The organism is Providencia sp. PROV141, assembly GCF_028481645.1.
Taxonomy (GTDB): Bacteria; Pseudomonadota; Gammaproteobacteria; order Enterobacterales; family Enterobacteriaceae; genus Providencia; species Providencia rettgeri.
Genome location: NZ_JAMPPR010000017.1, coordinates 117,530 through 140,848, shown reverse-complemented (window position 1 = coordinate 140,848; position 23,319 = coordinate 117,530). Strand labels below are relative to the sequence as shown.

At 39.6% G+C, this 23,319-nt stretch carries 23 protein-coding genes and 1 riboswitch; of the genes, 8 read left to right on the top strand and 15 right to left on the bottom strand.

What is annotated here, in order from left to right; translation table 11 throughout:
• The first annotated feature begins 66 nt into the window (after positions 1-66).
• Together mutH and PSF09_RS11735 are read left to right on the top strand one after the other, a co-directional pair.
• Positions 67-753 carry a DNA mismatch repair endonuclease MutH gene (mutH, locus tag PSF09_RS11740; protein WP_272683934.1) on the top strand — a complete coding sequence of 229 codons (687 nt, stop codon included), beginning with the start codon at positions 67-69 and terminating at the stop codon, positions 751-753.
• A 76-nt stretch (positions 754-829) separates the two neighbouring features.
• Positions 830-1,561 (top strand): TerC family protein, encoded by a 732-nt coding sequence (locus PSF09_RS11735; protein WP_272683933.1) that lies wholly within the window; start codon positions 830-832, stop codon positions 1,559-1,561.
• On the opposite strand, the gene PSF09_RS11730 is transcribed toward PSF09_RS11735, so the two are convergent.
• Positions 1,558-1,806, bottom strand: coding sequence for a helix-hairpin-helix domain-containing protein (locus PSF09_RS11730; RefSeq protein ID WP_210838725.1), 249 nt, complete (start codon positions 1,804-1,806; stop codon positions 1,558-1,560). The two genes, PSF09_RS11735 and PSF09_RS11730, sit on opposite strands and share 4 nt — an antisense overlap.
• Before the next feature lie 164 nt (positions 1,807-1,970).
• Here PSF09_RS11730 and PSF09_RS11725 point away from each other — a divergent pair, with 164 nt between their 5' ends.
• Positions 1,971-2,846 carry an alpha/beta fold hydrolase gene (locus tag PSF09_RS11725; protein WP_210838727.1) on the top strand — a complete coding sequence of 292 codons (876 nt, stop codon included), beginning with the start codon at positions 1,971-1,973 and terminating at the stop codon, positions 2,844-2,846.
• A gap of 63 nt (positions 2,847-2,909) precedes the next feature.
• Here the strand turns inward: PSF09_RS11725 and PSF09_RS11720 are convergent, their stop codons facing one another.
• From PSF09_RS11720 to speA, 3 genes are all read right to left on the bottom strand, one after another.
• A complete protein-coding gene (locus tag PSF09_RS11720; protein ID WP_210838729.1) occupies positions 2,910-3,689 on the bottom strand; it encodes an acetoin reductase in 780 nt (259 codons plus the stop codon).
• A gap of 331 nt (positions 3,690-4,020) precedes the next feature.
• A complete protein-coding gene (speB, locus tag PSF09_RS11715) occupies positions 4,021-4,941 on the bottom strand; it encodes an agmatinase (protein ID WP_272665799.1) in 921 nt (306 codons plus the stop codon).
• A 294-nt stretch (positions 4,942-5,235) separates the two neighbouring features.
• Entirely contained in the window at positions 5,236-7,140 is a 1,905-nt protein-coding gene (gene speA / locus PSF09_RS11710) for a biosynthetic arginine decarboxylase (RefSeq protein ID WP_272665798.1), read from the bottom strand.
• Between the two features lie 720 nt (positions 7,141-7,860).
• Between speA and metK the strand changes: the two genes are divergently transcribed.
• Positions 7,861-9,012, top strand: coding sequence for a methionine adenosyltransferase (gene metK, locus PSF09_RS11705; RefSeq protein ID WP_210838734.1), 1,152 nt, complete (start codon positions 7,861-7,863; stop codon positions 9,010-9,012).
• A 72-nt stretch (positions 9,013-9,084) separates the two neighbouring features.
• On the opposite strand, the gene PSF09_RS11700 is transcribed toward metK, so the two are convergent.
• The 3 genes from PSF09_RS11700 to PSF09_RS11690 are packed head-to-tail and all read right to left on the bottom strand — an operon-like array spanning position 9,085 to position 10,265.
• Positions 9,085-9,495: a DUF6691 family protein gene (locus PSF09_RS11700; RefSeq protein WP_004262080.1), complete on the bottom strand. Its 411-nt coding sequence runs from the start codon at positions 9,493-9,495 to the stop codon at positions 9,085-9,087.
• Between the two features lie 4 nt (positions 9,496-9,499).
• Positions 9,500-9,937 carry a YeeE/YedE family protein gene (locus PSF09_RS11695; RefSeq protein ID WP_272665797.1) on the bottom strand — a complete coding sequence of 146 codons (438 nt, stop codon included), beginning with the start codon at positions 9,935-9,937 and terminating at the stop codon, positions 9,500-9,502.
• A gap of 1 nt (position 9,938) precedes the next feature.
• Positions 9,939-10,265 (bottom strand): ArsR/SmtB family transcription factor, encoded by a 327-nt coding sequence (locus PSF09_RS11690; protein ID WP_272665796.1) that lies wholly within the window; start codon positions 10,263-10,265, stop codon positions 9,939-9,941.
• A 106-nt stretch (positions 10,266-10,371) separates the two neighbouring features.
• On the opposite strand from PSF09_RS11690, the gene PSF09_RS11685 reads away from it, so the two are divergent.
• The gene (locus tag PSF09_RS11685) at positions 10,372-10,905 is read left to right on the top strand and encodes a SprT family zinc-dependent metalloprotease (RefSeq protein WP_210838744.1); all 534 of its coding nucleotides are present in this window, start codon (positions 10,372-10,374) and stop codon (positions 10,903-10,905) included.
• A 32-nt stretch (positions 10,906-10,937) separates the two neighbouring features.
• On the opposite strand, the gene PSF09_RS11680 is transcribed toward PSF09_RS11685, so the two are convergent.
• A complete protein-coding gene (locus PSF09_RS11680; RefSeq protein WP_210838740.1) occupies positions 10,938-12,008 on the bottom strand; it encodes a magnesium transporter in 1,071 nt (356 codons plus the stop codon).
• A 73-nt stretch (positions 12,009-12,081) separates the two neighbouring features.
• Positions 12,082-12,253: riboswitch (M-box (ykoK) riboswitch) on the bottom strand.
• Positions 12,254-12,838: 585 nt separating this feature from the next.
• Between PSF09_RS11680 and PSF09_RS11675 the strand changes: the two genes are divergently transcribed.
• Entirely contained in the window at positions 12,839-13,075 is a 237-nt protein-coding gene (locus tag PSF09_RS11675; protein ID WP_004913253.1) for a HEAT repeat domain-containing protein, read from the top strand.
• Between the two features lie 101 nt (positions 13,076-13,176).
• On the opposite strand, the gene hcr is transcribed toward PSF09_RS11675, so the two are convergent.
• Together hcr and hcp are read right to left on the bottom strand one after the other, a co-directional pair.
• Complete coding sequence (gene hcr / locus PSF09_RS11670) at positions 13,177-14,181, bottom strand: NADH oxidoreductase (RefSeq protein ID WP_272683932.1); 1,005 nt, start codon at positions 14,179-14,181, stop codon at positions 13,177-13,179.
• Between the two features lie 75 nt (positions 14,182-14,256).
• Entirely contained in the window at positions 14,257-15,909 is a 1,653-nt protein-coding gene (gene hcp / locus PSF09_RS11665) for a hydroxylamine reductase (protein WP_272665795.1), read from the bottom strand.
• A 305-nt stretch (positions 15,910-16,214) separates the two neighbouring features.
• Between hcp and clcA the strand changes: the two genes are divergently transcribed.
• Entirely contained in the window at positions 16,215-17,612 is a 1,398-nt protein-coding gene (gene clcA, locus PSF09_RS11660; RefSeq protein WP_272665794.1) for a H(+)/Cl(-) exchange transporter ClcA, read from the top strand.
• 68 nt (positions 17,613-17,680) lie between these two features.
• On the opposite strand, the gene tehB is transcribed toward clcA, so the two are convergent.
• The 5 genes from tehB to PSF09_RS11635 form a co-directional block, all read right to left on the bottom strand.
• Entirely contained in the window at positions 17,681-18,568 is an 888-nt protein-coding gene (tehB, locus tag PSF09_RS11655; RefSeq protein WP_272665793.1) for an SAM-dependent methyltransferase TehB, read from the bottom strand.
• A 121-nt stretch (positions 18,569-18,689) separates the two neighbouring features.
• Positions 18,690-19,769, bottom strand: a complete 1,080-nt coding sequence (locus PSF09_RS11650) for a linear amide C-N hydrolase (RefSeq protein ID WP_272665792.1) — start codon at positions 19,767-19,769, stop codon at positions 18,690-18,692.
• Positions 19,770-19,943: 174 nt separating this feature from the next.
• Positions 19,944-20,717, bottom strand: coding sequence for a hypothetical protein (locus PSF09_RS11645; protein WP_004913275.1), 774 nt, complete (start codon positions 20,715-20,717; stop codon positions 19,944-19,946).
• Positions 20,718-21,035: 318 nt separating this feature from the next.
• The gene (locus tag PSF09_RS11640) at positions 21,036-21,614 is read right to left on the bottom strand and encodes a YceI family protein (protein WP_042851639.1); all 579 of its coding nucleotides are present in this window, start codon (positions 21,612-21,614) and stop codon (positions 21,036-21,038) included.
• Between the two features lie 13 nt (positions 21,615-21,627).
• Positions 21,628-22,185, bottom strand: a complete 558-nt coding sequence (locus PSF09_RS11635; protein ID WP_004913280.1) for a cytochrome b — start codon at positions 22,183-22,185, stop codon at positions 21,628-21,630.
• Between the two features lie 383 nt (positions 22,186-22,568).
• Between PSF09_RS11635 and PSF09_RS11630 the strand changes: the two genes are divergently transcribed.
• On the top strand, positions 22,569-23,198 hold the full coding sequence (locus tag PSF09_RS11630; RefSeq protein ID WP_272683931.1) for a glutathione S-transferase family protein: 630 nt from the start codon (positions 22,569-22,571) through the stop codon (positions 23,196-23,198).
• Positions 23,199-23,319: the final 121 nt, after the last annotated feature.

Genomic DNA, 23,319 nt, shown 5'->3' with positions numbered 1-23,319 from the left:
AAGTGTTATACTTCTTGAGTTATATGTATTTCCACTGGCTATTTTTTATACATTACTATTCAAACCATGACGCCATTTATTGCACCACAACCACCTGATAACGAAGCGACCTTAATGAGCCGAGCGCAAGCTCTTGCTGGCTACACGCTTGGTGAGCTCGCCCAACACGCTGCTATCCCTATTCCTCCTGATCTCAAGCGCGATAAAGGCTGGGTTGGCATGCTATTGGAATATTATTTGGGCGCGAGTGCGGGAAGTAAGGCAGAGCAAGATTTCGCCCATATTGGAATTGAATTAAAAACCATTCCGATTGACCGTTATGGTGTTCCACTTGAAACCACTTTTGTTTCTGTTGCACCATTAACGGGAAACAGTGGTTTAACATGGGAAAATAGCCATGTTCGCCGCAAGCTGTCCCGTATTTTATGGTTCCCTATTGAAGGGGAAAGGCAAATCCCGCTCTCACAACGTAGAGTCGCAAACCCATTAATTTGGAGCCCGTCTCCGTTTGAAGAACAGTTGCTACGGCAAGATTGGGAAGAGTTAATGGATCTCATTGTGTTAGGCAAAGTTGAAAGTATTACTGCACGTCATGGGCAGGTATTACAAATTCGCCCTAAAGCCGCGAACAATAAAGCATTAACGGAAGCGGTTGGTGAGTTTGGTCAGCCTATTATGACGCTACCACGTGGTTTTTATCTCAAAAAAGACTTTACCGCGCCCTTATTAGCGCGGCATTTTAGTTTAAGTTAGTCGCTAACCATCGCCTGTACCAAAGCAGACGATAAATTATTATCACTGTTTAATTCGTTAATTAGAAGGTACTAAGATGTTTGAGTGGATACTGGATCCCAATGCCTGGATGGCACTCGCGACACTAACCATATTAGAAATTGTCCTAGGCATTGATAATATTATTTTCCTCAGTATTGTGGTGAGCAAACTTCCGAATCACCAACAAAATAGTGCCAGACGGACTGGGCTTATTGCAGCAATGGTGATGCGTCTTGCATTATTGGCTTCTATTGCGTGGTTATCACGCCTTACCACCCCACTTTTTACTGTCGCTGATCATGTGGTATCCGCTCGCGACCTCATATTATGTGCAGGTGGGATCTTCCTTATATGGAAAGCAAGCCAAGAAATTTTTGATACGATTGAAGGAGAAGGTGAAAGTAACCTAGCAAATAAAAAAGTCAGTTCATTTTGGGGCGCTATCGTTCAAATTGCTTTATTAGACATTATCTTCAGTTTAGATTCCGTGATCACGGCTGTGGGGCTATCAGACCACTTATTTATCATGATGGCTGCGGTCGTCATCGCTGTGCTCATTATGATGCTTGCGGCCAAACCCATTGGCGACTTTGTTGAGCGCTACCCTTCTGTAAAAATCTTAGCCTTATCATTTTTGATTCTTGTTGGTTTCACCTTACTACTTGAAAGTGTTCAAATTCATGTATCAAAAGGCTATATCTACTTTGCGATGTTCTTTTCCATGGCAGTACAAGTTCTCAATATCTTGCGCAGTAAGAAATGGAAAACGAGAAACCAAACTGATTAAGATGGCAATCTAACCGCTTGTTTAGCTGCTAAAATAGCCCCTTCTACCGCTTTTTTCGCTTGCGGGCTATTTTTCCAGCAACTTGAGCCTGTTAATGCGGCCCCAGAAATTAAAATTTCATCGTAGGAAGCTTCGCTCAATTGTGCGAGTGAACTAAACCCCATTTGTTCTAAACGGCTAATCACTGTGGGCCCGACACCTTTAACTGCTAATAAAATCTGTTTTTCTGATTCAGAAAATGCCATTTTACTCTTCTCATTGTTAATGAATTGATATTTATTAAGCTAATATTTTGCATTTTACCTATTTAATACTTTAAAATTGCAACTATAACAATGCCAGTTTTAATAATTATTAACTGACCTATCTTATCACCCAATCTATACCTGCTCTGTGTTAGGAATTCACCATGTATAACGCACCACTGACCAACACACATCAACACACGATGAAATTACCTGATAGCCGCCAATTTTGCTGGTTTGAATCAGGCCCTAAAACAGGTTTCCCTGTTGTTTTTTGTACAGGAGCAGGGATGAGTGGTTCATTAGGATTTGGTTTGGATTTACTCGAACAACTGAACATTCGTTTGATTGTTCCTGAACGTGCGGGCCTTGGTGAATCCACTTTTCACCCTGAAAAATCATTGAAAAGCTTTGCTATGGATGTGCAAACACTGCTAAATGAACAATCCATTACCCAATTTTCTGTCGTTGGTTTTTCTCAAGGTGCTGTTTTTGCCATGGCTATCGCCCACTATTGCCAGCCTATTTCACTGTCTATTGTGTCTGGACAAGACCAATTTGAATACCCTGCAACTCGCGCAATACTCCGCACTGATGTTGTGAACATGCAAGAGCAAGCCCTTAACACCCCTGAAGCCCTGTCAGATTGGCTATTGAAGAATGTCACTGGTGAGTGGTTGCTGGCATTTATTCTTAATTGCAGCGCAGATATTGACCAACAACTTTATAATGAAGAACAATTCCTTGATGCCTATACTGCGTGTATTCGACGCGCTTTTGCCCAAGGTAATCAAGGTTATGTACAGGATTTAATCCTCTCTTTACAGCCTTGGGGATTCACCCCTGAAGATATTCAATGCCCGACATCCTTATGGTATGGCGAATTGGATATGAGCACCGTGCACTCACCCGATTTTGGTAAAATTTTGTCCGGTCGCTTACTAAACTGCAACCACCATTTACATCCGCAAGAAGGCGGCTCTTTACTTTGGACTCAAGCAGACAATATCTTAGTTGATATTCAAAAATACGCCGCATAAACAAAAACCGCGATGAGTTATTCATCGCGGCTATTATTTGCATCCTAAATTCATATGAATGAATTAACGATACACAATCCCGCCATCAGTCAAAATAGATTGGCCAGTAATATAGTCAGAGTCATCGCTCGCTAAAAATGCAACCAAACCTGCCACATCATCTGGCGTTTGTGCTCGACCTAATGCGATGCCTTCCACATATTTTTTATAGGTCTCACCTTTTGGCGTGCCTGTGATTTCAGAAAAACGTTCGTCGATTTCTACCCACATATCTGTTCCAACAATACCAGGACAATAAGCATTCACCGTTATACCTGAACTGGCGTATTCTTTTGCCGCGGCTTGCGTTAATGCGCGTACGGCAAATTTTGTGGCGGAGTAAACGCCTAACATTGCAAAACCATCATGTCCTGCAATAGAGGATGCATTAATGATTTTTCCTTTGTGTTTACGTTCTTGGAATTTTTCACTAGCAGCTTGAATGCCCCACAAGGTTCCATCTACGTTGATTTTGAAGATTAAATCCATATCTTCTTGGCGAACATCAGCGATTGGCTTAACTTGTGCAATCCCCGCGTTGTTAATCATCACATCGAAACCACCCAACTCAGCTTCCGCATGAGCCACCGCAGCAAAAACTTGGTCACGTTGACTGATATCTGCGGCAAATGTTGTTACTTTACGGCCTAACGCTTCAATTTCTTTGGCAACATCTTGGAGCTTGTCTTTTTTCAAATCCACCAGTGCGATATCAGCGCCTTCTTTCGCTAAACGCAATGCGATACCACGACCAATACCTTGAGCGGCACCAGTAACTAAAATAACTTTATTATTTAACGCCATACTTTTCTCCTACTGAATAATAGCCAAATTGACTAGTTCACCTTTAATATTAAGTTAGCAACAATAACAATAAGTTACAAAGTAATAATTTTAGCCTAATATTTATTATTTATAAAAAATATTTCACTATTTACAAGGTTAATATGTTTTTTTACCGTAGAAAAATACATATAGACGTAAATTATAAGATTATTGTTAATAAAAATCATTCTCAATTCAATAAACAAAAAATGCGATTTGTTGATTTTTAGTATAATTGATAAACACTTATATAAAGTATGGATATAAAAAAGCCACCAATCGGTGGCTTATTGATGCAATTAAAAATAACTTATTTTTTAGCAGCTTGAATATACAGCATCTCTAATGCGATAGATGCTGCGGCTAATGCCGTGATTTCAGATTGGTCATAAGCTGGGGCAACTTCCACTAAATCCATACCCACGATATTTAATGACTGTATGCCACGCAATAGCTTCAATGCACGATCTGACGTTAAACCACCAATAACAGGGGTTCCTGTACCCGGTGCAAATGCAGGGTCAAGGCAGTCAATATCGAAAGTCAGATAAACAGGTAGGTCACCGACAATCTCTTTGATCTGCGCAACCATATCATCCACGCTACGATCATTCACCTGACCTGCATCCAATACAGTAAAACCATTGTCGCTATCATGTTCAGTACGAATACCAATTTGCACTGAATGATTTGGTTCGATTAACCCTTCTTTTGGCGCATGGTAGAACATGGTTCCGTGGTCAAACTTGCTACCGTTACCATAAGTATCGGTATGTGCATCAAAATGAACTAAAGCCATTTTACCAAAGTGTTTTGCATGAGCACGCAGCAATGGCAGTGTGACGAAGTGGTCACCGCCAAAGGTTAAGCAACGTTTACCTGATTCAAGCAATTTTTCAGTATGTGCTTGCAGCTTGTCACTCATGTCTTGTGCATCACCGAAAGCAAACACCACATCACCACAATCGACGACATTTAAACGTTCGGTTAGCTTGAAATTCCAAGGCCAACGATGGCTTTCCCATGCAAGGTTAGTAGACACTTGGCGAATAGCGGCTGGCCCATGACGACTGCCTGCACGGCCTGAGGTTGCCATATCAAATGGTACACCCGTGATCACCCATTCCGCATCTGAGCTATATGGTTGAAAATTCAATGGAAAACGTAAAAAACCAAATGCGTTAGAAACCAGTGAATTATCAACTTGATTGCCTAAAGTACTATTAATCATTTTTGTTCCTCAAAATAGGCTTGCCCGTTAGCAAGCCCTTTTAATATTTGGCTCGAATCGTTCTACCTAATTAACTTCGTACAGTATAAATAATAAACAAATCATGTTATTTGCACAAAGTTATTATCTGTTCAGTATCTTAATACGTTATGACTCATATAGTGCGCTAAATAGTTCGTGCTGTCGCTAGGCGGCAAAATACGCCAAGCCCTAAGAACATACATAAGTATGTGACTAGGGTTGGCGAATGCAGCCAACACCGCCACAGCACGAAATATGACGCGCATTAAGCATTTATTCGTCTTCGAGATAAGTATACCCATACAAACCATTCTCGAACTCTTCCACAAAGCCTTTTTGGAGTTGCTCACTTAAACCAGTGCCTTTTACTTGCTCTGTGAAGCTTTCTAGTAGGACTTCCGGTACTAATTTGACGTATTGCAGCATATCGGCCACAGAATCGCCCTCTTCACTTTGCAGGTAACGCAAGTTGCCTTGGCTATCAACCCAGACATCTATTGCGGCAGTATCACCAAACAAGTTATGCATGTTACCTAAAATTTCTTGGTACGCGCCAATCATAAAGAAACCTATCATTGGCGGCTTTTCAGGGTCATACGCAGGCATTGGCATTGTGGTTTCAACGCCATCACCATCAACATAATGGTCAATAATACCGTCAGAGTCACAGGTGATATCTAACAGTACCGCACGACGGTCTAATGGTTTATCTAACCCTTCAATCGGTAACACTGGGAACACTTGGTCGATTCCCCAAGAGTCTGGCAGCGATTGGAATAATGAAAAATTCACATAGAACTTATCAGCCATACGCTCTTGCAGTTCGTCGATTATTGGACGATGAGCACGATTGCTTGGATCTAAATCCTGTTGAATGCGACGGCAAATATTTAGGTATAACTCTTCTGCCCATGCTCGTTGCGTTAAATCTAGTACGCCGTGTGCATATTGAGTGTGCGCTTCTTGTAAATCGAACTGGCTATCATGCAACCATTCACGTAATGAACGGCTATTACCTTGATGCTGCATTGACTCCCACGTTTCCCATAAGGAAATCAATGAACGTGGCGCATCTTCATGAGGCGGTGTTGTTTTAGTAAATTCGTTACGCTCAACCCCGATCACATTGGATACTAATACCGTATGATGCGCTGTTAACGCTCGGCCAGATTCGGTAATTACCGTTGGGTGTGGTAAATCAAATTCTTCACACGCGTCCCCAATTGCCCAAATCACGTTGTTAGCGTATTCATTTAAACCATAGTTGACCGAGCAATCGGATTGAGAGCGAGTACCTTCATAGTCAACACCAAGACCACCGCCCACATCAAAGCACTGAATGTTAACGCCTAGGCGATGTAGTTCCACATAGAAACGCGCTGATTCACGAACACCCGTAGCTATGTCGCGAATATTGGCCATCTGAGAGCCTAAATGGAAATGAAGTAACTGCAGGCTGTCTAAGCGATTGGCATTGCGTAAAATTTCCACTAATTGCAGTACTTGAGTTGCAGCCAAACCAAATTTAGATTTTTCACCGCCACTTGCCTGCCATTTACCGGAGCCTTGAGAAGCCAAACGAGCACGAACCCCGAGGCGTGGCGTGACATTTAAGCTTTCCGCTTCTGCCAATACCATCTCAATTTCAGACATTTTTTCGATAACAAGGTAAACCTTGTGACCTAATTTTTCCCCAATTAACGCTAATCGGATGTATTCACGGTCTTTATACCCATTACAGACGATAACCGTTTGTGTTTTACCTGCGTTTGCTAAAACAGCCATTAATTCAGCTTTTGAACCCGCTTCAAGGCCGAGCGGCTCGCCAGAATTAACCAGCGATTCAATGACTCGGCGTTGCTGGTTAACTTTTATGGGATAAACCAGAAAGTAATCGCCTTTATAGCCATAAGACTCACGTGCACGTCTAAATGCTGCGTTTATTGAACGTAAACGGTGCTGTAAAATTTGCGGGAAACAAAACAATGCAGGTAAGCGTAAATGCTCCTGCTCTTCTTTAACCTGATTAACGAGGTCAGCTAAATCAACAAAGGTGTCAGGGTTCTCAGGGTTTGGGCAAACACAGACATTTCCGCGCTCATTCACCTGATAGTAACCACCACCCCAATACGCGATGTTGTACGTCTGACGCATTTTGCGAGCGATATTATCATTCATAATAAACTCCTTTTATGGAGGGGTGAGTGACGCGTTCTCCTTCCTGATGCATGTCAGTGAGGACATAACACTGCAAGGCAGTTATGTCGGGGAAACGGCAATACTCAGATTTTAATAAAAAGTGCTTAGAACTTCTAAACAGTGACAATATACGACCTTAAGCTGACAGATTAATGACTCAGCCTCGAAGGTGTATTAAAGATGTGACGGTAACTTCGTGATGAAGTAAAGAATGACAGGAAAGTAAATGCCAAAGTCACGCGGCGATCCGCATATGACGGTTGGATACTGTTATTCAGTAGATTATGGATCATTACCCATTAACCCCCAATATAACTGTTTACCCCTTTAAAATTTCAATGTGGTAGCACTATTTTGGCAGTTTGACCTGTTGATTTAAGCTATATCACCTTATTTTTTTATTGAAATTCAAAAGTTTATAAACATTCCTGATAGATAGCAGAAGTTTTATATTATTCTGCTGGTATATAACGGGAAATAACAACCATCCGTTACGGTCGCAGTTTATACATCTATTGCGCTCAAAAAGCAAAACCAAAATGACTAAATTGCGATAAAACTTTATCTGTTGCTGTTTTATAGCCCTATACCTTTTTTGTATAAATACAGGTAGAAATTTTTGCCATATGGGACTAAAATAGCCGTCTAGATGTTAAAACATCCAATTATAAATTTGCGAATTCTTAAGGTATTAATCTCATGGCTACACATCTCTTTACTTCTGAGTCTGTATCAGAAGGGCATCCAGATAAAATTGCTGATCAAATCTCTGACGCAGTACTTGATGCTATTCTGGAACAAGACCCGAAAGCTCGCGTTGCCTGCGAAACCTACGTCAAAACAGGTATGGTAATGGTCGGGGGAGAAATCACCACCAGTGCTTGGGTTGATATTGAAGAAATCACGCGCAAAACTGTTCGCGAAATTGGCTACACCAGTTCCGAAATGGGCTTCGATGCCAATTCATGTGCTGTTTTAAGTGCAATTGGTAAACAATCGCCTGATATCAACCAAGGTGTTGACCGTGTTGACCCATCAGAACAAGGCGCGGGTGACCAAGGCCTAATGTTTGGTTATGCAACCAACGAAACTGATGTATTAATGCCTGCTCCTATTACTTATGCACACCGCTTAGTTCAACGCCAAGCTGATGTTCGTAAAAATGGCACGTTGCCATGGTTACGCCCAGATGCGAAAAGCCAGGTAACATTCCAATACGACAATAACAAAATTGTGGGTATTGATGCCGTTGTTTTATCTACTCAGCATTCTGAAGATATTCAACAAAAAGATCTGCATGAAGCGGTGATGGAAGAGATCATCAAGCCAGTTCTACCAGCAGAATGGTTATCAAAAGATACCAAGTACTTTATTAACCCAACAGGCCGCTTTGTTATCGGTGGGCCGATGGGTGACTGTGGCTTAACAGGCCGTAAAATCATTGTAGATACCTACGGCGGTATGGCTCGCCATGGTGGTGGGGCATTCTCTGGTAAAGACCCGTCAAAAGTTGACCGTTCAGCAGCTTATGCAGCTCGTTACGTAGCAAAAAATATTGTCGCTGCGGGCCTTGCAGACCGTTGTGAAATCCAAGTTTCTTACGCTATCGGCGTGGCAGAACCAACATCGATTATGGTAGAAACCTTTGGAACAAGTAAAGTTGATGAGTCATTATTAATCCAATTAGTTCGTGAATTCTTTGACTTACGTCCTTACGGCTTAATCAAGATGCTCGACTTATTACACCCAATTTACCAACAAACTGCTTCATACGGCCACTTTGGTCGTTCTCAGTTCCCTTGGGAAAAAACTGACAAAGCTGAAGCATTGCGTGCCGCCGCAGGCTTGTAATCACTTCGGTAAATAAACCATATACAAAAAAACCCATCTAATGATGGGTTTTTTATTGCGCTGAATTAACGGTTAATTTTTTTGCGTAAACTGGAAAATAGCCATTCCTGCAACCATCGCTAATGTAAATATTATCCCTTGTGTTAATCCCATTCCTGTCAACAATAATGCAGGCCCTGGGCAGATCCCTGCTAACCCCCATCCCACACCAAATAACACACTTCCGGTGACTAGTTTTTTATCTATCGTTTGATTGGTCGGAATTTGCAATGGGCAATTTAGTACACTAACAGAGCGTTTTTTAACCCCTAAGAAAGCAATACCACTGATTACCATTCCAACTGCCATCGTAATTAATAAAGAGGGATCCCACGTTCCAGTAATATCTAAAAACGCTAAAATCTTTGCTGGATTTCCCATTCCGGCAATGACCAACCCTAAACCAAACAGTATCCCTGAAATTAATGCGATAAGAATAGGCATGGGTTTATCTCCCTATCCCATAATGGTTAGCTAATGCGACTGTCACAAAAGCCACAATCATAAAGACCAATACCGCAACAATTGAACGACGAGATAACCTTGCCATGCCACAAATCCCATGGCCGCTAGTACAGCCACTTCCAAGCCGTGAGCCAAAACCAACAAACAGCCCAGCTAAAACTAAAATAGGTGTACTGGTTGCAATGCTAACTTCTGGTGTATACGCCAACCAAGTAAATAGCGCTGGGGCGCTCATCAGACCAATAATAAAAGCGACTTTCCACGCCGTATCTCCCTTCGTTGGTTTTAGCAACCCACCTAAAATACCGCTAATACCCGCAATACGGCCGTTAAAAACTAATAAAATTGCAGCGGCTAAACCTATCAATACACCGCCAACTGCGGCAGATAGTGGCGTAAAATTAGCCCAATCGATTGTCATTTCATTTCTCCTTCACAGGGCAATAAAGCTGGTATAACGTATTGAGCAACGTAAATAATTTCTCATCTGCAATCGCATAGTAAATACGCTTTCCTTCTCGACGTGTCATCACTAAGCCTTCATTACGCAATACTGTTAATTGCTGAGAGAGTGTCGGTTGTAATATTCCTAACTGCTCTTCTAACTCACTCACGCAGGCTTCACCCTGTGTTAATTGGCATAATAAAATTAAACGATCTGGATTCCCTAATGTTTTCAATAACGAAGCCGTTTCTGACGCGGCCTGCTTCATCGCTAATAATTGCTGTTCAGGTGTATTATTGTGCATATGTTTTTGCTGATTTATATTATATAAAAATACAATATATATTTTTATATAATATATGTCAATTATTACTTGTTTATGCCCATTGCCTTCACGTATCCTTTACTCCATGAAAACAATCCGTGTTCCACTTTTTTTACAACAACAAGTTATGCGCATATTGCGAGAAAAGCTCGCACTTGCAGAGCACAAACTCGAACAGTCATTTCCAGAACCAACAGTTAACTACAAGCAACGGGGAACAACTGCGGGTAGTGCTTACTTAAAAGAATGGGAAATTCGCCTCAACCCCAGTTTACTCATCGAAAATACAGAACAATTTATTGATGAGGTTGTGCCTCATGAATTAGCGCATTTGTTGGTTTTTCGAGTATTTGGCCGCAAAGGTATCGCACCGCATGGCAAAGAATGGAAATGGATGATGCAACACGTACTGGAAGTCACGGCTAAACGCACACACAACTTTGCAGTTACGACAGTAAAAAGTAAAACATTTCGCTACCGTTGTGCTTGTGAAATGACCCATGAATTAACTATACGCCGTCATAACAAAGTGCTACGTGGTGAAAACCAATATTTATGTCGAAAATGTGGGGAAGTGTTAAAACAAGAAGAGGTTTTTGTCGCTGCGGCAGAAAATTAACCTTTCTGCCGCATCAAGTTTGAGGTGTGCGCTTAAGCAAACTCCGTCATCACTAATTTTGCGATTTCAAAGTAAATAATTAAGCCAGTTCCATCAATGAAAGTTGCAATGAACGGTGCAGAAACAACTGCTGGGTCCACTTTTAATTTCTTCAGTACCATTGGGATAATGGAAGAAACAACCGCGCTCCACATTGTAATCGCAACGATGGTTAAGCTAACCACAATAGTCACTTCGTGGCCAACACCTAAAATCCATGCACGGATTAATGCCGCACCACCGATAGTCACCGCAACTAAAAATGAGGTAGAGACCTCTTTCTTTAGTACTGTGCCGAGATTACGTAAACTCACCTCGCCCAGTGCCATTGCACGGACTAATGTTGATGTAATTTGTGTTCCACTATTACCGCCTGTACCAATCAACAGCGGAATGAAAAACGCTAACGAAATTGCGGCTTCGAGTTGTTCTTCAAATGCTTTTAATACAGTTCCTGTATACGCTTCGGCCACAAATAGCATCAACAACCAAACGACACGTTTACGCCATAAAGTTACAGGGCTTGTCGTTAAGTAGGGCTCATCTAATGGAGTGGTAGCGCCTTGTAACTGCGCATCAAGTGTATTCTCATCTTCAATCAGTTCGGCGATATCTTGCGGACGCAAAACACCCATCAATTTGCCAAATTGCACCACAGGTATCATATCTAAACCACTATGATTAATCAGGTCATAAACATCATGACGTGATTGTTCTGGGGCGACAGAAAAATAATTGTGTCTCATGATATCAGACACTAATAAATTTTCAGGTGAGGCTAATAATGATTTAACTGAAAGAATACCATTTAAATAATTGTCGTTATCGACAACAAATAAATAGGTTGGGATTTGCTCGCCATCAAGGTGCTCAATAAGATTTTGTTTCACGCAAGCTATTGAGTCTGCGACAGAGACTGGCAAATATGATTGGCTCATATAAGCGCTAACTGTTGCATCATCAACTTTTGGTGACGGTGTATTATTGTCTTTGAGGCGCGCGCCTTTCATTGCGGATTGAGCAATAGCAACTGCTCCCGCTTTGTTCTGGGTAGTGAATGTCATTTTTTTAGTCCCTATTACTGTTGGTTACTCAAACAGTACTCACATAGGGGCGAAACCAGATGAGAGAATGCGAAAGCTATCTCTTCGTCTCGGTTTTAGCACTATACAACGTATCCTGATTTAGCAGGAAGTTACATGGGGATATACCTTCGGTCGATATATCCTGTCCTAATCTTGGGCGTCTCTCGACGTCGTCAGATCAGTAACCTATGTTTGTATAGGAGCCTCGCCTAACGAGATACTGCACTTTGGATGCGGCGCGAATTATACCCATTGATGAATTAATTGCCACCCTATATCTACGGTTTTTTACGCATGAGAAACTTATTGTTTAGGTTTCGTTTAAGTTTATATTAAATATATCTTCACAAAGTAACAAAATGTAACTAATAATAAAATTAAATATTCAAATTAAAATAAATATATTTAGTTACTTATCAATAACCAACCCTTAGATAAATCTAAATAATATTTGTAATATTATTTAGTAAATCTTATCGATAATTAAGCAAAACTTACCTGCCCATTTACCTTACAATACAAAAAAACAATATAAAGGAGTAAGCCTAATTAAATATAACTGAAACGCTTTATTAGAGTATACGCAATCACTAATATCAATGAATCATTGGTTTTTTATATTAAAAAGAATCAAATAAGCAAATGATGAGATAAGAAAATACACTTATGTCATTATTTAATTCGAAATTATCATTGAAAACTATTCTTTTAAATTGTTAATATTTAATTTCAGATATCAATACAGTATTAAATATCACAAGAATTATCTTAGAATATTTTTTATTTTATTTAACAGTGAAAGTTTTATTATGGATAAAGTAATTGTTGGAATGTTAACAAACTTAACATTTCGCGTAAATGATGAAATCAAAATTGCTGCCATTTCTGCTTTAGGGGATTTCAAAGCAACGATTGAATATAATGATGCCATCATAAGAATCATAGACTTATGTCAAGACCCAAACAAAGAGGTTGCTGTGTCAGCAATTAATACACTCAGTAAATTATCTATTTATTTTTTACGTAGTTCACTACCGGAACATTAATTACACTCTCATTTCGAGTATTGTAAATAATTACTATGATTTATTTTATAATACTGTCCCATTAATAATCTAATGAGACAGTTTGCACACATGAAATAACTTTACGCTATTTCAGTGTCGCCCTGCAATTGGCAACTACACGCTAAAACATAACCTTCCGCTATTTCTGCTTCGGTTAATGTCATTGTGCTTGTGGTTGTATAATTTCCTGACAACACTTTTGTTTTACAACTGCCACAAACACCCGCTCGGCAAGCCGCAATAACAGGTTGTTTATTTTGTTCTAGTGCAGATAATAAAGACGTCCCCACTGGGACTTTAAAATTGACTAATCGTTGACGAATTTTTAACGTAAGAATATCTTCACTATCAACAATTTCTGGTTCGGTAGAAAAACGCTCCATAAAGAAATGTTCAGCAGGAACACCTAAATTTGCAGCAAATTGCTGTGCATTTTTCATATAAGGTACAGGCCCACACGTCATCACAATTCGTGAATCAATATCTGGCACTAGCGCTTTCAATTTCTCTTCAGTTAAACGCCCTTGAGCAATATCGCCATTATCTGGTGTTTCCGCCATGACACACAATTGCAGCCGTTCTGGATATAACCGGACGAGCTTTTGCCATTCCTCAGCAAAAATGACTTGCTTATCATCGCGAACATTGAATAGCACTTTTGCATGGGAATTTGGGCGATTCACCATCAGCCAACGTGTCATTGACATAATCGGTGTCACTCCACACCCAGCAGCTAGCATCAAATACTGGGAGTTTTTTAGATTGGCACAGGTGAATTCCCCTTGTGCTTCAGAAAGCCAAAGGTAGTCACCTTCTTTAACTGAACGCGTTAGCCAATTTGACCCTTCACCATCGTCTAACCGCCTGACAGTAATGGAAATAAAACGACTTTGTCCCGGTGATGATGAAAGAGTGTAAGCACGCATGACATCATCACTATTTTTAATACTGACCAAAGCATATTGACCGGGTGAATACGTATAAAAATCATGATTGATAAGGTTAATTGTCCAGACATCTGATGTTTCTTGAATAATAGAATGAACTTGCATTCTATTTGGACATAAACTGCTTGGCATGGTCATTGCGCTACTCCTTTAAAGGGGGCCGCAACCCCCGTCTTTCACATCGTTTTTAAGCTTTTTCTATCGGTTTATTGATCATGCAGGTAAAATTTCTGCCAGATCTTGCTCAACTGTCGTAATACTCCGCATGCCAAATTTCTCATTTAGCACATTCAATAAGTTTTCAGTTAAGAAACCAGGCGCTGTTGGGCCGGTATAAATATTTTTCACACCCAACGCTAATAATGTTAAGAGGATAACAATCGCTTTTTGCTCAAACCAAGACAGAATCAGACTCAATGGTAAATCATTAATACCACAACCAAGTTTCTCTGATAGATTCACTGCAAGCATAATGGCAGAGTATGCATCGTTACATTGGCCCACATCCAATAAGCGTGGTAGTCCTTCTAACGTACCAAAATCTAATTTATTAAAACGATATTTACCACAAGCGAGTGTCAGGATTAAGCAATCTTCGGGTACACTACGCGCAAAGTCCGTGTAGTAGCTACGCTCACCGCGGCTACCATCACATCCACCAACGAGGAATACGTGACGTAATTTTTTCTGTGAAACTAAATCAATCACCGCATCTGCCGCACCGAGTAGTGTTTGACGACCGAAGCCAACCGTAATTTTGTGCTCGATTTCGGTATACGGGAAACCGGCAAGCGACTGAGCTTGAGCAATCATTGCAGAAAAATCATCGCCCACTAAATGTTTTGCACCTGGCCAACCTACAATACTACGTGTCCAGATACGGTCTTTATAATCACCAACATCAGGGTCAATAATGCAGTTAGAAGTCATTAAGATAGAACCTGGGAATTTAGCAAATTCCACCTGCTGGTTTTGCCAACCGCTACCATAGTTACCGACTAAATGCGCATATTTTTTCAGCTCTGGATAACCATGTGCTGGCAGCATTTCACCGTGGGTATAAACATTGATACCCGTACCTTCAGTTTGTTCTAACAACATTTTTAAGTCTTTCAGGTCATGACCTGAAATTAAAATACATTTCCCTGCGACTGGACGAACGTTAACTTCCGTTGGAGTTGGGTGACCAAATTCGCTCGTTTCACCTGCATCCAAAATTTCCATGATCTTGAAATTCATCAGACCAATTGCCATGGCATTATCAAGCAGCTCATTCATATCTGATGGCAATGTTCCAAGCCAAGCCATAATTTCATGATATTGGCGATAAACTTCATTATCATACTGACCTAAAACATGGGCGTGTTCCATGTAGGCTGCCGCCCCTTTTAAGCCATATAGGCATAACATACGTAACCCATGAATATCTTCACCGACTTCTGCTTTATCAATATCTAATGAAAATTGAGCCGCTTGTGCCTGTAAGGTTGGAATGTCAGTTCCATTTAATTGCAAATTAATTAATGGATGATTGAAAGCCACTACACTATTCACGGATTGGCAATGCTTGATTAATTTATCACGCAAATAAATAGCTTCACGGGCATAACCGATAATACGTTCTGAATCAAAGTTGACGTTAGTTAAGGTTGAGAAGAATGCGCGCGGAGCAAAACTATCAATATCATGGTCAATAATACCCAGCGAGCGAGCAGTGACTGCGCTTGCAGATAAGCTTTGCAATACAGCAACTAATAAATCTTGTAGGTCAGATGTTTCTGCTGTTTTACCGCACATACCCTGCGCGTATGCACAGCCATTTCCAGCTGGAGTTCTAATTGTTTGTTCACATTGCACACAGTACATGTTATTCGCCTCTTAAAGTTGCATTTGAAATACAACATTAAGACTACGCTCTTTATTAGAATAAAAAAGTGGAATTATTCATTATCTAATGGTTTATTGATCTATATTAATATTCATTGCAAATGAGAACTATTCACGGTAATGAAAGTATGCTATTCGTGCTGCTGGTTTTTATTTCTCAGTTTCCTTGCTTAAATACACTATTTTGCATTTTATTTTTTTCCTGATAACGTTCTTACGGTAACTCTTGTTATACTTACCTATAACTGATTGTTATTCCATCGTATAAAGAGAATCCAATAAAGATGAGCCAGGTAAATTCAGCAAGTAAATCTATGATAAAAGGCCGGTTACGGATTTTTAAACGGTTAAAAGAATCAGATAAAACACCTGTAAAAATCTTACTACTCGCGGCACTCATTGGTGCTGCAGTCGGTCTTATCGGTTCTCTATTTGAAATAGGAACAACTTGGATTAGCAACTATCGCGTTCAATCAGTGAGTGAATGGGTTGCTCCAAAATGGTTGATGGTTGTTGGGATGTTTTTTATCTCGGCACTTCTTGCCATGTTAGGCTATTACCTAGTTAAACGGTTCTCTCCTGAATCGGGTGGGTCTGGGATCCCAGAAATTGAAGGAGCATTACAGGATTTGCGCCCCGTAAGGTGGTGGAGAGTCATCCCAGTTAAGTTTATTGGTGGATTAGGGACATTAGGTTCAGGCATGGTGTTAGGGCGCGAAGGGCCAACTGTGCAGCTTGGTGCGAACCTTAGCCAAATGTTTTATGATTTATTTCGTTTAAAAGATAACGAGTCGCGCCATACCTTGCTTGCCTCTGGTGCTGCTGCTGGTTTATCTACAGCATTTAATGCCCCTTTAGCTGGCATTTTATTTATTATTGAAGAAATGCGCCCGCAATTTAAATACAGTTTAATTTCAATTAAAGCGGTATTTATCGGTGTTGTTACCTCCACCATTGTCTATCGGTTAATTAATGGGGAAGCTATTATATTAAATATAGGTCAATTCTCTTCTGCACCGATGAATACTTTATGGCTTTATTTAATTTTAGGATTAATGTTTGGTGTTATCGGTATCTGTTTTAATGGTTTTTTATTGTACCTACAAAGTAAATTTTTAGCATTTTACCAAAATAAAATTTCTCGCTTTGTATTGATGGGCGGGCTAATTGGTGGTGCCTGTGGTGCAATTGGTGTTTATCTACCTGAAATTGTTGGTGGCGGCTATTCGGTGATCCACCAGATGGTTGCTGGCCAATTTACCATCACTTTATTATTCATATTTTTTGCTTTACGGTTTTTAACTTCGACGATTAGCTTTAGCTCTGGTGCTCCAGGGGGTATTTTCTCCCCTTTACTCGCCCTTGGTACCTTATTTGGTGGTGTTTTCGGCTACGCTGCCCTCGAAATATTTCCTAATTACCAAATTGAAGTAGGAACTTTCGCTATTGCAGGCATGGGCGCATTATTTGCCGCAACCGTCAGAGCGCCATTAACTGGAATAGTCTTAGTTTTAGAAATGACAAATAACTACCAGTTAATCTTACCGATGATTATTACCTGCATTGGCGCCACAATGATAGCCCAATTTTTAGGTGGCAAACCGCTATATTCTGTCTTGCTCGAAAAAACTTTAGCCCGAAGCGAAAAAGAAACCGCTAACACTACCGCCAGCAAACCTTAAATATTAGCAAATAAAAAAGAGTTGCCACCCTCGGCAACTCTCTTACTAAGATAACCTATACTAATCTCTTACTTTTTCCGCGCAATGAGTGTTGCAAAGTTTAATTTAATACGATTACCTTGTGAATCAGTGCGGTGTAAGTGCCCAGGGTTTTCGTTATATTTTAAAATATCCCAATCTTTATAATATCCTTCAAGCTCCCCTGGTTTTAAGAAGCATTTAAATGGCACTAAATCCAGTGGTGCATCTGGCGTTTCAACGGCACACACAATAACGTTAACGCCCCCTGGTAGGGTATGTTCTTGCATATTGGTAACGACATTAGCAATTTTTTCTCGCTGCAAAAACATCAGTACGACAGTAGAAATAATGAGTTCGTAATCCTCTTTTATCTGGTGACTATTAATGTCATAAACAGCCGTATGAATATTTTCTACTGCGGCTTGTTTTTTAACAAAGTCAATCGCTTGGATATGTTGAGGGTTGATATCTACCGAGGTCACGTCATAACCTTGTAAGGCAAGATAAAAGCTATTGCGGCCCCTTCCCGAGCCTAAATCTAATGTTTTACATGGCTTACTAAGGTGGTTCTCACACAGGTAACGCACTTCTGAATGTGGAGTCGTTAACCCGTGTTCTTTATAAAATTTCAGTTCTGGTTTGCATAAAAAAGCCAATTGGCATTCCATGTCATCACTACAAGCAGAAATACGATGCCAAACTTGAGGTTCGATAATAGGCGGCTGGTTATGAATATCAAAAGTAAAATGTTGTTCGCTGCCATCCTCATTAAAAATGATAAAATCTAAAGAGCCTTTTAGCACTTTCAACTGTGCATATGTATCTTCTTTTGTATTATGACGCTCTTGGAACATTAACGGTAAAGACGCTTTATTCCAAACCGGCATGGTTTTGTAACACACGAGATTATTCATATCATCACCAATAAGTTGCATTTTAAATACATCTTATATCGTTCGTTTGCTATCTGCAAAACATTCATGGATAAATTATCGAGGACTTGATTCATATCAACCCCCTATAGATAAAGAGGGCTGATACGCGCTATAGGATAAGTTAGTAACCTAACTGTTTCGCACTTAACCCTAAGAATTCAAAAGGTTTTGTAACCACATATTTATTGGTCGCATCCCCCGAATAAATATGGCTCTGCTCTTCACCCAGATCCAACTTTTTCACTTGTCCAGTTTCTGCTGAAAAGTCAATTTTTGCCAAATCAGTCCAAAAAATATTTGGCGTCAATGCAGATTCAAAAAAATAGAGCTGACGTTTATGGTCAACTAATGTCCGCCAACGCGTTGACGATATTTCAGGTGAATTTTCGGACGTCAATCCGTAAGGAACAGACACATTACGTACGACACTGAAAACACTGGCGACCGCTTTATTAGGCGTTGTTTTCTGAGGAATTGCATTAATATAAAATTGCGCACGAGCAAATCTATCAGCGGAACGGTTTGTCCCCGGTAGCATGACAGTACCACCAATTCCTTGCCAATATTCCTGCATTGCTAATTGCTTCTCATAAGTAGGCGAATTAGTCATAACTTGATACTTGCGACTATGATGAATGACCTGCTTACCATCAATATATTCAATAATTGCGCTATCGCCACTCGCATCTGATAATGACAAATGTAAAGTCGCTAACCTATCCTGTCCTGGAACATTATCCGTTGCCACGACCAGTGGATTTTTTTCTAGGGCTGCAACTGCCTCTTCCACTGTCGCATAATTATCTAGCACATATTGTGCCCATAGCGATATCGACAACGCAGGTTGCTGATTATCTACTTGAGGGTATTTTGATTCAGCAAGCCATAATAAATTGGCAACTAGACCCTCTTCGTTCACTCCATCAGTTGTTGAAATATCATAACCTGAGGCGATCACACTACCGTATTTTGATTTCCATTTTAAAGAGTTAGGTCCTGCAATGCCATCACGCTCCATGCCTCGAGGAAAGATCCATAGATTAGTGCCTATATCGTATTTCCAATCCATTGTTCTTCCGGTCATTATCTGTTCATTTTCACCTAAATAAACAACCCGAGTACAAGCTTGACTTACTGCAATTGGCATTGATATCGCAGCCGCAGCGGCAAGTGCGATGATACTTTTCTTAATAAATTGCATGCCATCTCCAAAATAGTTAAAAATAAATTTATATAATAAGCATACTACATAAATACGAACTATTTATGCTCAAATAATAATGCATTAAAAAAAGTGCGATTAACGCTATGAAATGTAATACTTAATGACACAAAATGGCACCAATATTAATCAGTACCATTTTGCTAAAAAGAATTAATTATTTACTGATGAAAATAAAGAACGTAACAATGCCGCTTTTTTCGGATTATCTGGAATAGATAATATTTCATCATAAAAACTAATAGAAATACGGCACGCTAGTGCCGGTGATTTCTTCCCTGCTTCTAAATTCCCAAGAATTGCAGTATCTTCACCATACTTTGCAGAAAGCCCGCTAGCAAGTTGGGTTAATTCCTCAGAATATTCTGTCGGGGACATTAACGCCTGTTTTACACCCGCTTCACTTGAAATTAAAAGTTCATTGGTTGCCTGAATTTGTTTCAACAAAACAGCTTGGCTTTTTTGTGGTGGAATAATTTCTGCTGTCTCTCTCAAATGCGGAAATAGTGAATAAAAACACGTTTTTCCCGTTGGGTCTTCTTCCAATAAGATTTTTAGGTAATCATTAACTCTGCTAGTAAAGTTAATCACGGAGTCATCAGAGGCATATTCCATACGCTCTAGTACTAACTTCATGACATTCCCGACTACTTGGTCAAACAGTTGACGGCGTAAATCTTCATTAGTTGGGTCGTATTGTGTAATTAGATGCTCAAAACTTTGATAGGTTTCAGGGCTTATTTTCTTAACCGTCGCGATAATCGGTAATTCTTTTTCAACTTGAGCAAGTGCCTCTGAATGAATTGCACTATTATTTTCTGTAGATAACACATTGTTATCTTTACTTAACCAATAAAAACCGAATGCAAATGCAATAAAAATAATGCTAACAATTAATGCGGTTTTACGTGAGTTATTTGTATTCAAAGTTACCCTGCCTTTTCTTGTAAAACGGTTCCCCACAAACACTTTCAAGCTACTTATATACTGTAGAACCAATTGCATATAATGCCATGGCATCTAAAACCGATAATATTCACGTATCTAAAGTGTTAATGCCACGAATTGAACGATAAAAAGTAATAATGCTTATTTTAGCTTGTATTAAAGTCGTCTAGCTATAGGAATAAGGGAAATTGCGAGGTTCAGACGGGGGAATTTGCCACAAAGAAACAATTTATAATACGCTGGATATAAAAAAACCTCCAGCACTCGAAAGCCTGAAGGTTTTTTATGATAAAAATCTTATTTAACTTGAACACCTTCAACTGAAATCAACAGTTGTGCTTCTTGAGATTTAGGACCCAAATCAGATTTGATGTTAAATTCTTTTAACTTAATATTACCTTCTGCTTCAAAACCTGCACGGTATCCACCCCAAGGATCTTTACCTTCGCCCATTAATTTAGCGTCTAATGTAATTGGCTTAGTGACACCATTTAAAGTGAAATCACCAGTGATTTTGTAGGCTTCACCGTCTTTCTTCACTTCTGTTGAAACGAATTTCGCTTCAGGGAATTTGGCTGCATTTAAGAAATCACCACTGCGTAAATGTTTGTCACGCTCTGCATGGTTAGTATCAATGCTACCTGTCTTAATAGTAACTTCGACTTTATCTTTTGATGGATCTTTTGCATCATAAGTAAAAGACCCATCAAAGTCTTTAAAACTACCATATACCCAGCTATAACCTAAATGCTGAATACGAAATTCAATAAACGCGTGTTGGCCTTGCTTATCAAATTGGTAAGTTTCTGCTAATGCTGAACCTGCCGTTAAAAAAAGTGCACCAGTAGCCAGACCAAGAACCGTTTTCTTCAACATAATTATCTCCACGTTACTTATCGGGGTTAAAACCCAACATTCTTTTTAATGTAATATCACGATCAAAAAAGTGATGTTTAAAAGCTGCAAAAGCATGCAACACTGATAATAGAACCACTGCCCAAGCTAAATATAAATGAACTTCACCTGCGGTATCTGCTTGTGTCGCAGCACCGGTAAATAGTGCAGGAACATCAAACCAACCAAACACACTAATAGGTTGTCCATCAGCAGTTGAGATTAAATAACCACTGATCAAAATACTGAATAAAATAATATAAATCAGAATTTGAACAATAATAGAGCTAGCTTTCGTTAATTTACTGTAGCTTGCTAATGGCTTCGGCGGCGGTGAAATAAATCGCCAAATCACACGAAATGCCATAACAATAAATAATAATATTCCTATACTTTTATGTATCTCAGGAGCTTGATGATACCAACTATCATAATAGCCTAGTGTCACCATCCATAAACCTAAAGCGAACATTCCATATACGACAATTGCGACTAGCCAATGTACGAGCAAAGAGATATGCCCATAGCGGCTTGCATTATTTTTCCATTGCATGATAAAAACCATTTAGAGAAGAAGGTAATATTTTATTAACTAAGCCGTAATAATCATAAGGTGAAATTAATTTTATTCCTATCCCAAAGTTAAACAAATATTTTGTTGAAGACATTCAAATACGATCAACATAATGAAAAATAGATTACTATTTGATTTTGTCTAGTTTTAATTATAAAAGTTGAATAAAGATTCTTCCACTTTTGTAAATGGTCGTAACTAAATACTTAGTTCATTTATTTATTAATTTCAATTAAATCTAGCTTATTCCTAATAGATATAAGCTATTTTCGATAAAATAACATTTGTAGGTCTGCCTTTTTCCCCATACATTGGTATTCGTCCTTTTAACATTGCGCGAACTGACTGATAGGTTAAATACTATGTATAAACTTTGGATAGCAAATAAAAACTACTCTTCATGGTCATTGCGCCCATGGGTTTTACTAAAGGTATTACAGATCCCGTTTGAAGAAAATTTGTGTTTATTTGAAAACGGTAAAAGCAGTCATGAGAAATTCAGTCGTTTTTCCCCTACCGGTTTAGTCCCTTGTTTAATCGATGAAAACCAAACAATATGGGATTCATTAGCCATTTGTGAATATATTGCAGAAGACTTCCCGCAAGTCTGGCCAAAAGATCGCAAAGCCAGAGCATGGGCTCGAAGTGCTAGCGCAGAAATGCACTCAGGTTTTAGTGCGTTACGCCAGCAGTGTCCGATGGATGGTGCTCATAATGCACCACTTAATAATATTTCAATTGAATTACAAACTGACTTAAACCGCTTGCAGAAACTATGGCAGGATGGGTTGAACCAATTTGGCGGCCCTTGGCTTGCGGGCAGTGAATTTACGGCTGTAGATGCCTTCTTTGCACCCGTTGCCTTCCGAATCCGCAGTTATCATTTACCTGTAAACCCAGCGGCTAAACAATGGGTTGACCGAATTTTAGTTTTGCCTGCAATGAAAGAATGGCATGACGCAGGTTTACAAGAACCGAATATTGAGCATTAATAATAGGCGAATGGGGAGGCATTATGTGCCTCCGATTTTATTTGATTAGTAAAAAATCACCTGCTCGAACATCAAAATTAATATTTAACCAATTTGTCGGCTATTCAAGCTACAGTCGATT

Coding starts and splice junctions, on each gene's coding strand:
- PSF09_RS11735 (WP_272683933.1), top strand. CDS start 830: ATGTTTGAGTGGATACTGGATCCCAATGCCTGGATGGCACTCGCGACA.
- hcr (WP_272683932.1), bottom strand. CDS start 14,181: ATGACCATGCCAAGCAGTTTATGTCCAAATAGAATGCAAGTTCATTCT.
- PSF09_RS11720 (WP_210838729.1), bottom strand. CDS start 3,689: ATGGCGTTAAATAATAAAGTTATTTTAGTTACTGGTGCCGCTCAAGGT.
- PSF09_RS11700 (WP_004262080.1), bottom strand. CDS start 9,495: ATGCCTATTCTTATCGCATTAATTTCAGGGATACTGTTTGGTTTAGGG.
- PSF09_RS11675 (WP_004913253.1), top strand. CDS start 12,839: ATGGATAAAGTAATTGTTGGAATGTTAACAAACTTAACATTTCGCGTA.
- PSF09_RS11635 (WP_004913280.1), bottom strand. CDS start 22,185: ATGCAATGGAAAAATAATGCAAGCCGCTATGGGCATATCTCTTTGCTC.
- PSF09_RS11690 (WP_272665796.1), bottom strand. CDS start 10,265: ATGCACAATAATACACCTGAACAGCAATTATTAGCGATGAAGCAGGCC.
- PSF09_RS11640 (WP_042851639.1), bottom strand. CDS start 21,614: ATGTTGAAGAAAACGGTTCTTGGTCTGGCTACTGGTGCACTTTTTTTA.
- PSF09_RS11680 (WP_210838740.1), bottom strand. CDS start 12,008: ATGACATTCACTACCCAGAACAAAGCGGGAGCAGTTGCTATTGCTCAA.
- PSF09_RS11695 (WP_272665797.1), bottom strand. CDS start 9,937: ATGACAATCGATTGGGCTAATTTTACGCCACTATCTGCCGCAGTTGGC.
- speA (WP_272665798.1), bottom strand. CDS start 7,140: ATGAATGATAATATCGCTCGCAAAATGCGTCAGACGTACAACATCGCG.
- PSF09_RS11730 (WP_210838725.1), bottom strand. CDS start 1,806: ATGGCATTTTCTGAATCAGAAAAACAGATTTTATTAGCAGTTAAAGGT.
- mutH (WP_272683934.1), top strand. CDS start 67: ATGACGCCATTTATTGCACCACAACCACCTGATAACGAAGCGACCTTA.
- metK (WP_210838734.1), top strand. CDS start 7,861: ATGGCTACACATCTCTTTACTTCTGAGTCTGTATCAGAAGGGCATCCA.
- speB (WP_272665799.1), bottom strand. CDS start 4,941: ATGATTAATAGTACTTTAGGCAATCAAGTTGATAATTCACTGGTTTCT.
- PSF09_RS11630 (WP_272683931.1), top strand. CDS start 22,569: ATGTATAAACTTTGGATAGCAAATAAAAACTACTCTTCATGGTCATTG.
- PSF09_RS11650 (WP_272665792.1), bottom strand. CDS start 19,769: ATGCAATTTATTAAGAAAAGTATCATCGCACTTGCCGCTGCGGCTGCG.
- PSF09_RS11685 (WP_210838744.1), top strand. CDS start 10,372: ATGAAAACAATCCGTGTTCCACTTTTTTTACAACAACAAGTTATGCGC.
- hcp (WP_272665795.1), bottom strand. CDS start 15,909: ATGTACTGTGTGCAATGTGAACAAACAATTAGAACTCCAGCTGGAAAT.
- PSF09_RS11725 (WP_210838727.1), top strand. CDS start 1,971: ATGTATAACGCACCACTGACCAACACACATCAACACACGATGAAATTA.
- tehB (WP_272665793.1), bottom strand. CDS start 18,568: ATGCAACTTATTGGTGATGATATGAATAATCTCGTGTGTTACAAAACC.
- clcA (WP_272665794.1), top strand. CDS start 16,215: ATGAGCCAGGTAAATTCAGCAAGTAAATCTATGATAAAAGGCCGGTTA.